The sequence below is a fragment of the Streptomyces sp. P5F9 genome, assembly GCF_057961495.1.
In genome coordinates this window covers 1-14,673 of record NZ_JBXVPZ010000240.1, presented here as the reverse complement: position 1 = coordinate 14,673, position 14,673 = coordinate 1, and the positions used below count along the sequence as shown (strand labels likewise).

Sequence of the window (14,673 nt, the reverse complement as noted above, 5' to 3'; positions counted from 1 at the left end):
ACTCCCCCGCCGCACCCCCCGTCCGCAGGCCGGCGGCGAACACAGAAGCGGTGACTTCAGGGAGCGGCCCCCATCCTCCTTGCGCAGTACGGGAGTTACCCGTGGCGCCGGACGGGACTCACCCCCACGGCAGCCACGCCCGTACCCGGAATCCGCCGCTCTCCTCCGGCCCGTGTTCCAGTCGTCCGCCTGCCAGCGTCGCCCGCTCGGTCAGGCCGATCAACCCCTGGCCGGAGCCGGGAACATGGGGCACCTCGCCCTCCGGGGCCGGGTTGCGCACGGCGATCACCAGGCCGTCGCCCGGGGTGCCGGTGACCGTCACCGTGACCTCCGTGCCCGGGGCGTGTTTACGGGCGTTGGTGAGGGCCTCCTGGGCGATGCGGTAGGCGGTGCGGCCGACCGAGGCCGGGACCGCGGCGGGGTCGGTGACCCGGTTGGCGAGGGTGACCTTCATGCCGGCCTCGCGGGACTCGGTGACCAGCGCGTCCAGGGCGCCGAGCGTGGGCTGCGGGCGGCCCGTGTCGTCGGGCTCGCCCGCGCGCAGGACGCCGATGATCTCCCGCAGGTCCTGCAACGCCTCGTGGGCGCTCTCGCGGATGACACCGGCCGCCCGCGCGATCTCCTCGCGGGGCGCGTCCGGGCGGAACTCCAGCGCGCCCGCGTGCACGCTCAGCAGGGTCAGCCGGTGGGCGAGCACGTCGTGCATCTCGCGGGCGATGGCCTCGCGGGCGAGCCGCTGGGCCTGCTCGGCGCGCAGTTCCGCCTCCGTCTCGGCGCGCCGGGCGCGGTCGCGCAGGCTCAGCATGAGCTGCCGCTTGGAGCGGACGAACATGCCCCAGCCGATGACGGTGAGGGTGAGCAGTTCGGTGAACACGACCGCGCCGGCGTACGGCAGGTCGGGGTCCGGGCGCAGCCAGAAGAACAGCGGGGCCAGGGCGAGTTGGACGCCGCCGATCCAGGCGACGTAGCGGAAGGGGCGGTGCACGGCGAGGGTGAACACGGCGACCATGGCGGCGCCGCCCGCCGTGTTCGACACGAAGCCGACGGGGACCATCGCGACCGCGAGACCGAGCGGCCAGCGGCGGCGCAGCCACACCGCGCCGCAGGCGAGGACCCCGAAGAACTGGTCCACGACGGCGAGGGAGTGCGGGGTCGCGGTGTCGCTGTCGAGGGTCTTCACGGCCGTGAGTCCGATGCCCACGGCCAGCAGGAAGCAGCAGGTGTCGACGACCCAGTCGCGTGCGGTACGGCGGGGCCGTCCGCGCCGTTCGGCGTCGGGGTCGAGTTCGTCGGCCACGGCGGACGGCAGCAGCCATCGGCGCCCCGCGAACGCCTGCGGTACCTGCGCGGTCCTGTCTCCGGTCACGGTCGACAAATCTATGCGTCACCGGGCTCGGTCACCCACCCCGTGCGGGGGAACGGCGACCAAAGTCGCGCCATCACAGACTTTCGGCGGACATGCCTCGCCCCGCGGCCCGTGATCGTGGGGGGGGAGCCGCGGGGCGAGGGGCGAGCAGTGGTGCAGCTGGTCGTTCGGCTCAGCAGCCGAAGTTGATCAGGTCGAACGTGACGTAGTGGTCCGAGGTGTAGTAGTCCTCCTGGGACTTCTCACCGGTGACGATGCGGCGAGCTCCGCGCGTGGACGAGCCGGGCGTCTTGACCGTGTACTCGTGGTAGTAGCCCGACGACTGCGAGGGCAGGACTCCTTCCTGGTTCCGGAAGACGACACCGTCCTGCGAGTAGGGGAAGGGGCCGTTCGACGCGATCAGGTCGAGCGTGTCGTAGGCCTGCGAGGGCAGGTCGCTGTAGCAGATGCTGCCGACCGCGGCGGCGGCCGGAGTCACGGTGGCGACGGTGCCGCCCACGACGAGGGCGGACAGGAGAGCGGCTGCGGCTCCGATGCGAGTAGCGCGTGGGGGGAATCTCATGGCTCCATGATGACGCGCGTAGACAGTGGCATGTCAATGACAACTCTGCAGATTTTCCCGTCAAGTCCGATGAGTTTTCCGGGAGTTAACGTGCGGCCCCGCGCCCCCACGCGGTCCCCACAAGTACGAGGACGCCGCCCGCCAGCCCGAACGCGCCGAGCCGTTCGCCGCCGAGCGCGATACCGGCGGCGGCGGCCCACAGCGGCTCGGTGCCGAGCAGCAGGCTGACCCGGGAGGGCGAGGTCCGGCGTACGGCCCACATCTGTACGAAGAAGGCGAACAGGGTGCAGAACGCGGACAGGAACAGCAGCCCGGCCCACTCGCGTGGCCCGAAATCGGCGGCCGTTTCCCAGGGTGTGGCGTCGGCGCCGGTCGACAGGATCGCGAACACCGCGACGGCGGTGGCGAGTTGGACAGTGGTCAGGGGCAGCGCGTCGGCGCCCTGGACCGACCTGGTGCGGGACATGGCGAGGACGTGCAGGGTGCGGGCCAGCGCCGCGAGCAGCATGAGGAGGTCGCCGAGGGAGGGGCGGGAGAAGCCGGCGCCCTGGGTCAGCAGCAGCACGCCGAGCACGGAGAGGGCTGCCGCGCCGAGGAAGGCACCGGAGGGCCGGGTGCGGGTCACGGCGGCCTCGGCGAGCGGGGTGAAGATCATGGTGAGGCTGATGATCAGGCCCGCGTTGGTCGCCGAGGTGTGGACGACGCCGTAGGTCTCCAGGAGGAAGATCCCGGCGAGGATCAGCCCGAGCAGACCCGCGCCGCGCCACTGGGCGGCCGTGAGAGCGCGCAGCGAGCGGTGGCCCACGACCGCGAGGACGGGCAGCACGAGGGCAAAGCGCAGGACCAGGACGGCGAGGACCGTGCGGGCCGTGGTGATGTCCTTGGACGCGAGATAGCTGGCGCCCCAGACCACCGCGACCAGCAGGACGGGCAGGTCGGTGAGCCAGGCCCGGCGGGGCAAGGCGGTGCGCGGTACGGCGATCGAGGACATGGGGGCGGCTCTCCCGGTCTCCGGCGAAGGGGTGGAGACATCGGTGGCTGCCACACGGAACGATCACCGTACCGGCGCGAACCTCGGCTGACTAGGCGTTTTCCGCATCGGCGTCCGCGTACGAGCCGTAGGTCGGGCGGCCCGCCAGGTCGTACGACTGGATGGAGACGCCGGTGCTGGTGACGCGCCCGCCCGTGTGCCGGAAGGCCATGGGCTCGGTGCCCTCGGGGAACAGGCGCAGGCCGCTGCCGAGCACGACCGGGAAGGTCACCAGGTGGAGCGTGTCGACGAGGCCGAGCGCGAGGAGGGACCGGACGAGGGCGCCGCTGCCGTGCACCTGGAGTTCGCCCTCGGTGCGCTCCTTGAGGTCGGTGACCTCCTTCGCGAGATCGCCGCTGAGGACGGTCGTGCCGGCCCAGGAGGGGTCGGTGACGGTCGACGAGACGACGTACTTCGGCAGGGCGTTCAGCTTGGAGGCGATCGGGTCGGCGGGGTCGGTCTTGTCCGGCCAGTACCCGGCGAAGATGTCGTACGTACGACGGCCGAGCAGATAGGCGCCGGAGCGGTCGAAGACCTCGACCACGAACCGGCCGAAGTCGTCGTCGCCGTAGACGAAACTCCAGCCGCCGTGCTCGAAGCCGCCGCGGGTGTCCTCCTCGGGGCCGCCCGGGCCCTGGTAGACGCCGTCGAGGGTGACGAAGAGAGTGGAGACGAGCTTGCCCATGTCGGGTGCCTGCTTCCTGCTGCGGGAGCGGATGGTGTCATCAGCTCAGACCCCGCGGGCCCCCGCAACTCATCGGTCCTCGCTACGGCGTCTCTCGGTCTTCGCTACGGCTTCTCTCGGTCTTCAGCTACGGCTTCTCACCCGGCGTGGGTCGAGAACATGCCGCCCGTCGGGCCCTGCTTGTCGCCGCCCTGGGCCTTCTTCAGGGCGTTGGCGAGGCTCTCGATGGTGAGGGACTGGAGGATGACGCGGCCGTTGCCCTCCAGGGTGGCCAGGGACAGGCCCTCGCCGCCGAACACGGCGTTCATCAGGCCCTGGCGGTTGAGGCCGCCGATGCGCTGGACGCCGTACTGGACGCCCTCCTCGAAGGCGACGAGGCAGCCGGTGTCGACCTCGATGCGGCCGCCGAAGTCGGCCGGGTTCAGGTCGATGAAGTTGCCCGCGCCGGCGATGATCACGGTGCCGTGGCCGGTGAACTTCTCCAGGACGAAGCCCTCGCCGCCGCTCATGCCGGTGCGGCCGCCCTGGAAGGCGATGCCGAACTGGACGGTGGACTCGGCGGCCACGAAGGCGTCCTTCTCCGCGAACCACGCGCGTGTGCCGTTCAGCTCCAGGGCGCGCATCTCGCCGGGGAGCACGCCCGCGAAGCCGACGGTGCCCTCGCCGCCCTGGGAGGTGAAGTACTGGAACGCCAGCGACTCACCGGCGAGCGCGCGCTGGCCGACCTGCATGGCCGTCCCCATGGCCTGGCGGAGCATGCCGCCCATGCCGCCGCCTGAGCCGCCGCCTTGTTGCTGGCCGCCGCCCGACGGGCCGCTCAGGCGGGTCTCCATGGTCACGTTCGTCGTCTTGAAGAGGAACTTTCCGGCCTCGCAGTACACGGTCTGGCCGGGGTTCAGGTTGACGACCGCCATCTGCATGGCGTTGCCGACGATTTCTTGCTGAAGGGTCACGAGAGGAGAACGTAGCGGGTGGCCGTCTCGGTTCCATAGACGCCGGACGGGCTGAACATCAGCCCCTCCGGCATGTGGCAGCCTGCGTCAGCCGCCCAGCTCCTGATGCCTCGCGGCCAGCCCCGCCGCCCCCTGCTCCGTCAGCGAGCCGAACAACCGCAACCGCGAGATCCCACCATCGGGATAGATGTCCACACGCGCGTGCGTCCCGATCGCCGGAGTCGGCAGGACGAAGCGGTGGTTCGTGTCGGGCTGGAGGCGGGTGCGCGGAAGGATTTCCGTCCAGTCGCCGGTCTCGCCGTCCCGTACCGATACCGATGCCCAGCCCGCGCTGTTGCCCTTCAGGTACGCCGTGTCGATCTCGACGGCGCGGATCTGGGACTGGGCGGCCAGGCGGTAGCGGATCCAGTCGTTGCCCTGGTCGCGGCGACGGCGGGTTTCCCAGCCGTCGTCCATCTTGCGGGAGCGGCCGGGCTGGATGGTGTTGCTCGCAGGTGAGTAGAAGAGGTTGGAGGCGTCCTCGGCGGAGCCGCCGTTCTCCAGGGCGACCACGTCGAACGTGCCCAGCGCCGCGAGCCAGTTGGGGTCGGGGACGACCTCGCCGTGGACCCGGAGGCGGGCGATGCCGCCGTCGGGGTGCTGGTTGACGCGGAGGTGGGTGAAGCGTTGTTCGGCCGAGACGGAGAAACCATTCGCCGCGTGGCCGCCGACCGGCGTGCGCGGTACCAGGGGCGTCCACTTCACGTCGTCGGCGAGCAGGTCCTCGGGGGACGGCGAGCCCGGGAGCGAGGTGCCCTCCACCGACACCGCCTGCGGGTAGTTGCCGCGGAAGTGGGCCGTGTCCACCACGATGCCCCTGATGACTCCCGGCGCGCCCAGGCGGACCAGTGCCCAGTCGTGGTCCTCCGCCGTCGGCCAGGGGTGGTCCGCCGAGGCGCCGCGGCGACGGCGGGTCTCCCAGCCGTCCATGATCTTGCCCTTGTGGCCGAAGTGCTCGGGGTCGAACTCGGCGGGTCCGGGCACGAGGAGGTTCTCGCGCTGGGCGAAGAACTCGTCGTTGGCGGCGATGACACCGGCGCCGAGCTGCCGGTCGGCGAGGTTGGCGTACTGGGTGAAGGGGAAGTCGGCCGTGCGGTAGTCCGCGTACGGGTCACCGCCTCCGTAGGGGTTCGCGTCGCCGGTGAAAGTGGGAATCGCCGTCACTGATCTGCCTTTCAGAAGTAGGCCGCTGCGGGTGCGGTGGATCGGATCAGGGGGTACGGACCAGGAGTTGTCCCTTCGGACCGGTGAACTCGCCGTCCAGCACGATGCGTTCGCCGCGCAGCCAGGTCGACTTCACGACGCCGCTGAGGGTCTTGCCGGCGTACGCCGTGACGCGGTTGCGGTGCTGGAGGGCCGCCGGGTCGACAGTGAACGTCTCGTCGGGGGCGAGGACCGCGAAGTCGGCGTCGCGGCCCACCTCGATGGCGCCCTTCTGGTCAAGTCCCGCCAGCTGCGCGGTCCTTGACGACATCCAGCGGACGACGTCCGTGAGGTCGTGGCCGCGCTTGCGCGCCTCCGTCCACACGGCGGCGAGGCTCAACTGGAGGCCGGATATGCCGCCCCACGCGGTGGCGAAGTCGTCGGTCTTCAGGTCCGCGGTTGATGGTGAGTGGTCCGTCACCACGCAGTCGATCGTGCCGTCGGCCAGTGCCTGCCACAGCAGGTCCTGGTTGGCGGACTCGCGGATGGGCGGGCAGCACTTGAACTCGCTTGCGCCGTCCGGGACTTCCTCCGCCGTGAGGGTCAGGTAGTGGGGGCACGTCTCCACCGTGATGCGGACGCCCTCGGCCTTGGCGGCGGCGATGAGCGGGAGCGCGTCGGACGAGGACAGGTGCAGGACGTGTACGCGCGCGTTGAGCCGCTTCGCCTGCGCGATCAGCCCGGCGATGGCCGTGTCCTCGGCGTCGCGCGGGCGGCTCGCGAGGAAGTCGGCGTACTTGGGGCCGCCCTGCTGCGGGGCCGCTTCGAGGTGGTGCGGGTCCTCCGCGTGGACGATGAGCAGGCCGTCGAAACCGGCGATCTCGGCGAGGGCCAGGGCGAGTTGGTCCTGGTCGAGGTGCGGGAACTCGTCCACGCCGGACGGGGACAGGAACGCCTTGAAGCCGAACACGCCGGCGTCGTGCAGCGGACGCAGGTCCTTGACGTTGTCAGGCAGGGCACCGCCCCAGAAGCCGACGTCCATGTGGGCCTTCTCCGCGGCGACCTGCTGCTTCGTACGGAGGTTGTCGACCGTCGTCGTCGGCGGGAGGGAGTTGAGCGGCATGTCGATCAGGGTGGTGATGCCGCCGGCCGCCGCCGCGCGCGTGGCGGTCCAGAAGCCCTCCCAGTGGGTGCGGCCGGGGTCGTTCACATGCACATGGGTGTCGACCAGGCCGGGCAGCAGGACGTCGTCGCCGAAGTCCTCGAACCGTACTCCGGACGGGACTTGGGCGTCGTACGGGAGGACGGCCGTGATCTTCCCCCCGGCGACCGCGACCGCCGCCGCACGTGTCCCCTCGGGAGTGATGACACGTGTGGAGCGCACCACCAGTTCAGCGTCGGACACCCGGACCCCTCTCTCTGCCGCCGTTGTTACTTCCGGGAAACGGGATTTACTTCCACGTAACGGAATTCAACGTTCTGTTGAAGGAGTCTTCACTCCCGCTCCCGTACCGTCAAGAGCACACATCTCCACGATGCGCCTCAGGCGCACACTCTGGACGTTTCCACAAAGCGGAATTAAACTTCCGGCAAGCAGAACGTAGCTACGCACAGGCGGGGAGTCAACCGACCCCCGGGTAGGCTTCAGCCCTTCCCGCCCGTGCCGAAAGGAACGCGCCGTGCCGCCGTCCAGCGTGAGCAGCACCGACTCCACCAAGTCCACCACGGGCGGTGTCCAGTCCCTGGAACGCGCCTTCGACCTGCTGGAGCGGATGGCCGACGCGGGCGGTGAGGTCGGCCTGAGCGAACTCTCCGCGAGCAGCGGCCTGCCGCTCCCCACCATCCACCGCCTGATGCGCACGCTCGTGGTCTGCGGTTACGTCCGCCAGCAGGCGAACCGCCGGTACGCGCTCGGCCCGCGCCTGATCCGCCTCGGCGAGTCCGCGTCCCGGCTGCTCGGCACCTGGGCCCGCCCCTACCTCGCGCGGCTGGTCGAGGAGACCGGCGAGACGGCGAACATGGCGCTGCTCGACGGCGACGAGATCGTGTACGTCGCACAGGTGCCGTCCAAGCACTCGATGCGCATGTTCACCGAGGTCGGCCGGCGCGTCCTGCCGCACTCCACCGGCGTCGGCAAGGCCCTGCTCGCCAACACCCCGGACAACGAGGTGCGCGCGCTGCTCGCCCGTACCGGCATGCCCGCGGCCACCGAGAAGACGATCACCACGCCCGACGGTTTCCTCGCGGCGCTGGAGGACGTGCGCCGTCTCGGCTACGCGATCGACGACAACGAGCAGGAGATCGGCGTGCGCTGCCTCGCCGTCTCCGTGCCCAACTCCCCCACCGCAGCCGCGATTTCGATCTCGGGCCCGGCGGGCCGGGTCACCGAGTCGGCGACCGACAAGATCGTGCCGGTGCTCCAGCAGGTGGCCGGCGAACTGTCGGAGGCACTGGCCAGCCAGAACCCGGCGTGAGCGGCATACAGCACTGGCCCGGCCGGTACACCGACCGGCACGGCAGCGAGGACATCGTCTGCGAGTCGGACGGCCGGGAGCTGATCCGCACGACGATCCGGGGCGTCCACTTCGAGGGCAGCTCTATGGACGACCTCGGCGCGCTCGGCGGCGAGCCGCCGGAGGGGCCGTTCGCCTTCTTCGACGGAGCGTTGTGCTCCTGCCTCCTGGAGTGGGAGGTGCCGCTGTCCGTCGCGGTGGAGGGGCAGGACGTACGAACGGCCGTACTGGACTGCGAGTTGCGGCTCGGGGCTCCGCGAAGACCGGGCAGGGGGTTGGACGCGGAGACACTGACGACCACTCTGCGCCTCGACGGGCACACGTACCGGAGCAGGGACGGCCAAGGGGACTTCGAGTCGGCGCTGACCGACATCCAGCGCCTTCTTCCGGCAGGCGTCCGGCTCCGGGCCTGCGTCGCGTGCGCCTGGTCCGACTACAACCCGGCGGGCAACGGACTCATGGCGGGGCTGGCCTGCTTCCGTGACGCCAAGGACCGCTACCGGCAGGTGGACGGCAAGTTCGGCCCGAGGGGCATCTTCGCCGTCTGGGACGAGCACACCGAGTTCGTCCAGGAGACCTGGCTGTGCGGGGAGTTCGAGCATCGGTCGGGGGACGCGGGCTACCGAGGAGCGTTCCCCGCGCGCCCGTTGTCGTGAACTAGCCCTGCCCGCCCCGGGGTTGACCAAACAGGTCCACCGCATCGCGCACGTCCGACAGACCCCTCGTCAGCGCGCTCACGGACCCGATCGCACCGGCGATCAGGAGCAACGAGCGGCGCAGGCGCGGGATTTCGGGGATGCCGTCGATGGTCATCGCGGCCAGCGCCGCGAGTTCGTCCTCGGCGATGACACGGTCGGGGAACTCGGCCGGATGCGCGGCGAGTTCGCGGCGCAACCGGGACACCGCGGTCCGCAGTTCCGCCACCCTCGGATCCTCGTCGCTGCCGGTCACTGGCCTCTGCCCCAAGCTCCGCAACACAGCTCTCCCCCCTCGCACGCCGTCGTGCGCAAGAACTTTGTGATCCCGCCGCGCGCACCCCGCAACACTGGTCGGGCGCCGAGGGACGCGGGCCAGTAAACGCCACCCGGTACGGGGTGCGCCACTCCACGGACCGAAATTAAGTCGGAGGATTCCGTGCCGTCGCCGCCCGGTCAGGTATGCAGGACGTATGACGCGAAACGAAGACCAGGTCGCCGGGCTGCTCCTCGCCGCAGGCGGTGGCCGGCGGCTCGGCGGGCGGCCCAAGGCGCTCCTACGACACCGGGGGCGGCCCCTCGTGGAGCACGCGGTCGGGGTGCTGCGCGCGGCCGGCCTCAGCCGCGTCCATGTGGTCCTGGGGGCGCGCGCCGACGCCGTACGGGAGCAGGCGGAGCTGACCGGGTGCGTGGTCGTGGAGAACCCGGAGTGGGAGCAGGGAATGGGGTCCTCGCTGCGGGCGGGGCTCGACTCGCTCGCGGGTACGGGGGCGCGGGCGGCGCTCGTGTCGCTCGTCGACCAGCCCGGGATCGGCGCGGAGGCGGTCGCGCGGGTGCTCGCCGGATTCACGGACGGGGACTCTCTCGTCTCGGCCGCCTACGACGGGGTACGCGGGCATCCGGTGCTCTTCGGTGCCGCGCACTGGGCCGGGATCGCCGCGAGCGCGACCGGGGACCGGGGAGCGCGGGCGTACCTCAAGGCACACGCGGACGCGATCACGCTCGTCGAGTGCGGAGATGCGGCGCAGCCGTACGACATCGACACTGAGGCGGATCTCGTCCACCTTGAGTGAGCGGAGTGGCACTGAGCGCCACTTTGGCTCGATCCGGAGAATCTCGACGTCAACAAACCATTGAACTTCCACAATGAGGAAACTAGTATCCACTGTTCAGAAGCGCCCGACGGCCCCTCGGGTGCTCCCAGCCCTACCCGGGTCACCTGGCACCCGGTGCCACGCTGAAGGAAGTGACAGTTCATGTCCGCACCAGCGCCGTCCTCGCCGGTCGTCGTCGACGCCGAGCCCCTGCCCCGGCAGGACGAGGTCCTCACAGCCGAGGCCCTCGCCTTCGTCGCAGAGCTGCACCGCCGGTTCACGCCCCGCAGGGCCGGACTCCTCGCCCGCCGGGCCGAGCGCCGCGCGGAGATCGCCCGCACCTCCACCCTCGACTTCCTCCCGGAGACCGCCGCGATCCGCGCGGACGACTCCTGGAAGGTGGCCCCCTCCCCCGCCGCCCTGAACGACCGGCGCGTCGAGATCACCGGCCCGACCGACCGCAAGATGACGATCAACGCCCTCAACTCGGGCGCGAAGATCTGGCTCGCGGACTTCGAGGACGCCTCCGCGCCGACCTGGGAGAACGTCGTCACGGGCCAGCTCAACCTGATCGACGCCTACACCCGCGCGATCGACTTCACCGACCCCGACTCCGGTAAGTCGTACGCCCTGAAGGCCGAGGACGAGCTGGCGACGGTCGTGATGCGGCCGCGCGGCTGGCACCTCAACGAGCGTCACCTCCTGGTGGACGGTGAGCAGGTCCCGGGCGCCTTCGTGGACTTCGGGCTGTACTTCTTCCACAACGCGCAACGGCTGCTCGATCTCGGCAAGGGCCCGTACTTCTACCTCCCGAAGACCGAGTCGCACCTCGAAGCCCGGCTGTGGAACGACGTGTTCGTCTTCGCGCAGGACTACGTCGGCGTCCCGCAGGGCACCGTCCGCGCGACCGTCCTGATCGAGACGATCACGGCCGCGTACGAGATGGAGGAGATCCTCTACGAACTCCGCGACCACGCCTCGGGGTTGAACGCGGGCCGCTGGGACTACCTGTTCTCCATCGTGAAGAACTTCCGTGACGGCGGGCCCAGGTTCGTCCTCCCGGACCGCAACGCGGTGACGATGACCGCCCCGTTCATGCGGGCCTACACCGAACTCCTCGTCCGCACCTGCCACAAGCGCGGGGCGCACGCGATCGGCGGCATGGCGGCGTTCATCCCGTCCCGTCGTGACGAGGCGGTCAACAAGGTCGCGTTCGAGAAGGTCAAGGCGGACAAGGACCGTGAGGCCGGGGACGGTTTCGACGGGTCCTGGGTGGCCCACCCGGACCTGGTGCCGATCGCCATGGCCTCCTTCGACGCGGTGCTCGGCGACAAGCCGAACCAGAAGGACCGGCTGCGCGAGGACGTCGACGTCAAGGCGGCCGACCTGATCGCCGTGGACTCGCTGCACGCGAAGCCGACGTACCCCGGACTCGTCAACGCCGTTCAGGTGGGCATCCGTTACATCGAGGCGTGGCTGCGCGGGCTCGGTGCGGTCGCCATCTTCAACCTGATGGAGGACGCGGCCACCGCCGAGATCTCGCGCTCGCAGATCTGGCAGTGGATCAACGCGGGCGTCGAGTTCGAGAACGGCGAGAAGGCAACTCCCGAGCTGGCGCGGAAGGTTGCCGCCGAGGAGCTGGAGAACATCCGCGCCGAGATCGGCGCGGACGCCTTCGCCGCGGGCCACTGGCAGCAGGCCCACGACCTCCTCCTGGAGGTCGCGCTCGACGACGACTACGCGGACTTCCTGACGCTGCCGGCGTACGAACAGCTCAAGGGCTGACGCACCGTCATGTGTCCGAGTGGCCCAGGGACTTGTCCGGGGCCACTCGGTCGCGTACGAGCTGCTTCACGGCCGTCGGCTCCGGGAAGCCCTGCTCACGGCGGTCCCACACGACCTCGTCGTTGACGCGGACGACGAAGACACCGCCGGTGCCGGGCTTCAGTGACAGCTCCGTCAACTCGGTCTCGAAGGTGGTCAACAACTCCTGTGCCAGCCAGGCCGCGCGCGGCAGCCAACGGCACTGGGTGCAGTACTCGATCTGAACTCGTTGGGTCATCCGCGTCGTCTTCCCGTCATCCGAGGTGTACCGACCAATCCTGTTCCGCCGCCGGTCTGCCGTGCAGGTCGGGGACCCGCTTGAGCCAACTCGGGCGGCCCTGCTGTGTCTTCGCCGCGCGGAGGGCCTCCTCTGCGGCGCGTTCCTCCCGGCTGGGGAAGTCGGTGGGGAGCCAGGCCGCGGAGGCCTCCACGCGCGCGTGGAGGTAGGCGACGTACGCCTCCCGTACGGCGTCGGGTGACGCGAAGCCCGGTTCGCCGGCCAGCCAGACGTCCGGCACCTCGGCCGCGATGCGGCGCAGCAGTTCCTCGGTCACCTTGGGGGCCAACTCGGCGTCGGCGGCACGGGTGTCGGGGCCGTAGTGGCCGAGGGCGTGATGGCGGAAGTCGTAGGACTTCGCGGGGTCGGCGCCGTCCCAGCGGTGGTGGAAGACGAGGGCGGCGCCGTGGTCGATGAGCCACAGGCGCGGGGGTGCGATGCCGAGCGTGGGCCAGATCATCAGGTTCGAACTGTGCACCGTGCGGTCGACGTTGACGGTCAACGCGTCGAGCCAGACGATCTTCCCGGCCTCCAGCGGGTCGAGCGTGCAGCGCGCGGCGACCTCCGGGGTGAAGTCCCGGGCGCCCGGCAGGAAGTCCATGCCGAGGTTCAGGCCGGCGCTCGCGCTGTGCAGGTGCCGTACCTCCTGGTGGGGCTCCTCGTCGGCGATCGCCGGGTCGAAGTGCACGAGCACCAGCTCGGGGAAGCGCAGGCCGAGGGCGCGGGCCAGCTCCCCGACGATCACCTCGGCGACCAGCGCCTTGCGGCCCTGCGCGGAGCCGGTGAACTTCACGACGTACGTGCCGAGGTCGTCGGCCTCGACGAGTCCGGGCACGGAACCGCCGGACCGGAGGGGCTCGATGTAGCGGGTCGCGGTGACCTCTCTCAGCATGTCCGGCATGGAACGAGCATAGAGGCAGGTCAGCGCCAGGAGGGGTGGCCCTCCGGCGTGCTGCCGGTGGTGAGCCTGCGTGCGCCCGTGCCGTCCGCGCGGACGGCCCAGATCGCCGGCTGGTCGAAGGGGCCCCGGACGAAGGCCACCCACTTGCCGTCCGGCGACCAGACCGGGTCCATTTCCTGAGCGGCGGTCTGCACCAGCGTCCGGTCGTCCGTGCCGTCCGCCTTGACGATGTGGATGTCGCCCCCGGTCCCCACGTTCGGCGCCCCGGCGGTGTACGCGAAGTACCGGCCGTCCGGGGACCAGACGGGGTCGAGGGCCCGCCGGGACTGGTGGGTGACCTGCCGGGGCTCGGCCCCCGGTCGCGCCGGGTCGACGACGTGGATCTGCCAACCCGACGTCTTCTGAAGGCAGATGGCGATGTGCTTGCCGTCGGGGGACCACGCCGGGTCCTCCACCTTCGCGGTCCCGGTGGTCAGTTGCCGCGCGGAGCCGTCCGCGACGGTCACGACGAACAGTTGCTGCACCCCGTCCTGCCTGCGCAGCACGGCCAGCCTCTTCCCGTCCGGCGACCACGACACCCGCCCACCCGAGATCGCGGCGACCCGGCGGACGTCGGTACCGTCGGCGTTGGCCGTCCAAACGGCCGACTCCTGCCCGGTGTTGCGGGTGAACGCGAACGACTTGTGATCGGGGGCCCACTGCGGCAGCACATCACACGTCCCGTCGATCAGCTTCTTCGGGTCGTCCCTGGTGGAGTCACGACGCCCGATCACGCTGTGACACGTCGACGACCCAGGATCCGTGTCCATCCTGACCAGCAACGGGGCATCGGGAAAAGCGGCGGCGGTCGACCGCACGGTTGACGGCGAGAATCCCCCAGCACCGGCATCGTCCTTCTGATCGGAACCGGCCCATGGATGCCACACGAGCAGCCCCGCGGCGACCGCCACGACCAACATCGCCGCTACGACGACTGCCCTACGGCGCCCTGACGGCACCCCGCTCCCGCCCACCGGTCCGGCACCACCGGGCGGGACGGACCCAGGCGCGAAGACCGGCGCGGGCCCGAAGCCGGGGCCGGGCGACGCCTGGACGGTCAGGGGGTGGGAGGCCACGGACGGCCTCTCCCCCACCGGAGACGAACCGGGCGACCTCCCGCCCGCCGACGACGAACCGGACGGCCCCTCACTCACCGGAGTCGAACCGGGCGGCCTCTCTGCAACCGGCCGCGAACCAGCCGCCCCCTCACCAACCGACGACGGACGAGACGGCCGCTCGTCAACCGGCCACGAACCGGGCACCCTCTCACCCACCGGAACGGGGCCAGGCGACCGCTCACCGACCGGCGATGAACCAGGCGCCTTCGCACCTCCCGGCGACGGGCCGGACGGCCTCCCGGCGACCTCCGGTGCGACGGGCACGCCCTCGCCAAATGCCGACGAGCCGGCAGCCCCTTCGGCAACCACCGGCGAGACATCCGGCCCCTCGTCGACCACCTGCCGGAAACCCGAGCCCGCATCAACCCCCGACGCGAAACCCCGACTCTCATCAACCCCGGGAGGGAACCCCGAACTTCCGTCAGCCCCCGGAG

General features: G+C 70.7%; 15 protein-coding genes. 4 read left to right on the top strand and 11 right to left on the bottom strand.

Annotated elements, in window-relative coordinates; genetic code table 11:
- Positions 1-118 precede the first annotated feature (118 nt).
- The 7 genes from AC31A1_RS31110 to allB all read right to left on the bottom strand — a co-directional run bounded on the left by AC31A1_RS31110 (position 119) and on the right by allB (position 7,183).
- Positions 119-1,366: a sensor histidine kinase gene (locus AC31A1_RS31110; protein ID WP_489656518.1), complete on the bottom strand. Its 1,248-nt coding sequence runs from the start codon at positions 1,364-1,366 to the stop codon at positions 119-121.
- Between the two features lie 172 nt (positions 1,367-1,538).
- Positions 1,539-1,928: a ribonuclease domain-containing protein gene (locus tag AC31A1_RS31105; protein WP_398998565.1), complete on the bottom strand. Its 390-nt coding sequence runs from the start codon at positions 1,926-1,928 to the stop codon at positions 1,539-1,541.
- A gap of 85 nt (positions 1,929-2,013) precedes the next feature.
- Positions 2,014-2,919, bottom strand: coding sequence for a DMT family transporter (locus AC31A1_RS31100; RefSeq protein WP_489656520.1), 906 nt, complete (start codon positions 2,917-2,919; stop codon positions 2,014-2,016).
- A 91-nt stretch (positions 2,920-3,010) separates the two neighbouring features.
- Complete coding sequence (locus tag AC31A1_RS31095; protein ID WP_489656517.1) at positions 3,011-3,643, bottom strand: dihydrofolate reductase family protein; 633 nt, start codon at positions 3,641-3,643, stop codon at positions 3,011-3,013.
- Positions 3,644-3,780: 137 nt separating this feature from the next.
- Positions 3,781-4,596 (bottom strand): AIM24 family protein, encoded by an 816-nt coding sequence (locus AC31A1_RS31090; protein ID WP_489656516.1) that lies wholly within the window; start codon positions 4,594-4,596, stop codon positions 3,781-3,783.
- 87 nt (positions 4,597-4,683) lie between these two features.
- Positions 4,684-5,799: an allantoicase gene (gene alc / locus AC31A1_RS31085; protein ID WP_489656515.1), complete on the bottom strand. Its 1,116-nt coding sequence runs from the start codon at positions 5,797-5,799 to the stop codon at positions 4,684-4,686.
- Positions 5,800-5,845: 46 nt separating this feature from the next.
- Positions 5,846-7,183 (bottom strand): allantoinase AllB, encoded by a 1,338-nt coding sequence (gene allB / locus AC31A1_RS31080; RefSeq protein WP_489656514.1) that lies wholly within the window; start codon positions 7,181-7,183, stop codon positions 5,846-5,848.
- 274 nt (positions 7,184-7,457) lie between these two features.
- Between allB and AC31A1_RS31075 the strand changes: the two genes are divergently transcribed.
- Together AC31A1_RS31075 and AC31A1_RS31070 are read left to right on the top strand one after the other, a co-directional pair.
- Positions 7,458-8,252, top strand: a complete 795-nt coding sequence (locus tag AC31A1_RS31075; protein ID WP_328676943.1) for an IclR family transcriptional regulator — start codon at positions 7,458-7,460, stop codon at positions 8,250-8,252.
- Positions 8,249-8,947, top strand: a complete 699-nt coding sequence (locus AC31A1_RS31070) for a DUF6304 family protein (protein ID WP_489656513.1) — start codon at positions 8,249-8,251, stop codon at positions 8,945-8,947. Before AC31A1_RS31075 ends, AC31A1_RS31070 begins: the two co-directional genes overlap by 4 nt.
- Position 8,948: 1 nt before the next feature.
- Here the strand turns inward: AC31A1_RS31070 and AC31A1_RS31065 are convergent, their stop codons facing one another.
- On the bottom strand, positions 8,949-9,269 hold the full coding sequence (locus AC31A1_RS31065) for a DUF5955 family protein (RefSeq protein WP_489656512.1): 321 nt from the start codon (positions 9,267-9,269) through the stop codon (positions 8,949-8,951).
- Positions 9,270-9,459: 190 nt separating this feature from the next.
- Between AC31A1_RS31065 and AC31A1_RS31060 the strand changes: the two genes are divergently transcribed.
- Positions 9,460-10,059 (top strand): nucleotidyltransferase family protein, encoded by a 600-nt coding sequence (locus AC31A1_RS31060; protein WP_489656511.1) that lies wholly within the window; start codon positions 9,460-9,462, stop codon positions 10,057-10,059.
- Positions 10,060-10,242: 183 nt separating this feature from the next.
- A complete protein-coding gene (aceB, locus tag AC31A1_RS31055; RefSeq protein ID WP_489656510.1) occupies positions 10,243-11,865 on the top strand; it encodes a malate synthase A in 1,623 nt (540 codons plus the stop codon).
- A gap of 7 nt (positions 11,866-11,872) precedes the next feature.
- Here the strand turns inward: aceB and AC31A1_RS31050 are convergent, their stop codons facing one another.
- From AC31A1_RS31050 to AC31A1_RS31040, 3 genes are read right to left on the bottom strand one after another with little or no spacing between them, the layout of a single operon-like run.
- Positions 11,873-12,142 carry an Rdx family protein gene (locus AC31A1_RS31050; protein WP_489656509.1) on the bottom strand — a complete coding sequence of 90 codons (270 nt, stop codon included), beginning with the start codon at positions 12,140-12,142 and terminating at the stop codon, positions 11,873-11,875.
- Between the two features lie 16 nt (positions 12,143-12,158).
- The gene (locus tag AC31A1_RS31045; RefSeq protein WP_489656519.1) at positions 12,159-13,073 is read right to left on the bottom strand and encodes a HipA family kinase; all 915 of its coding nucleotides are present in this window, start codon (positions 13,071-13,073) and stop codon (positions 12,159-12,161) included.
- A 29-nt stretch (positions 13,074-13,102) separates the two neighbouring features.
- The gene (locus AC31A1_RS31040; protein WP_489656508.1) at positions 13,103-13,855 is read right to left on the bottom strand and encodes a TolB family protein; all 753 of its coding nucleotides are present in this window, start codon (positions 13,853-13,855) and stop codon (positions 13,103-13,105) included.
- Between the last annotated feature and the right edge of the window lie 818 nt (positions 13,856-14,673).

Bases quoted from the DNA above. Each gene is read 5' to 3' on its own strand.
- AC31A1_RS31105 (WP_398998565.1), bottom strand. From the start codon at position 1,928: ATGAGATTCCCCCCACGCGCTACTCGCATCGGAGCCGCAGCCGCTCTC.
- AC31A1_RS31100 (WP_489656520.1), bottom strand. From the start codon at position 2,919: ATGTCCTCGATCGCCGTACCGCGCACCGCCTTGCCCCGCCGGGCCTGG.
- AC31A1_RS31095 (WP_489656517.1), bottom strand. From the start codon at position 3,643: ATGGGCAAGCTCGTCTCCACTCTCTTCGTCACCCTCGACGGCGTCTAC.
- AC31A1_RS31060 (WP_489656511.1), top strand. From the start codon at position 9,460: ATGACGCGAAACGAAGACCAGGTCGCCGGGCTGCTCCTCGCCGCAGGC.
- aceB (WP_489656510.1), top strand. From the start codon at position 10,243: ATGTCCGCACCAGCGCCGTCCTCGCCGGTCGTCGTCGACGCCGAGCCC.
- AC31A1_RS31050 (WP_489656509.1), bottom strand. From the start codon at position 12,142: ATGACCCAACGAGTTCAGATCGAGTACTGCACCCAGTGCCGTTGGCTG.
- AC31A1_RS31045 (WP_489656519.1), bottom strand. From the start codon at position 13,073: ATGCTGAGAGAGGTCACCGCGACCCGCTACATCGAGCCCCTCCGGTCC.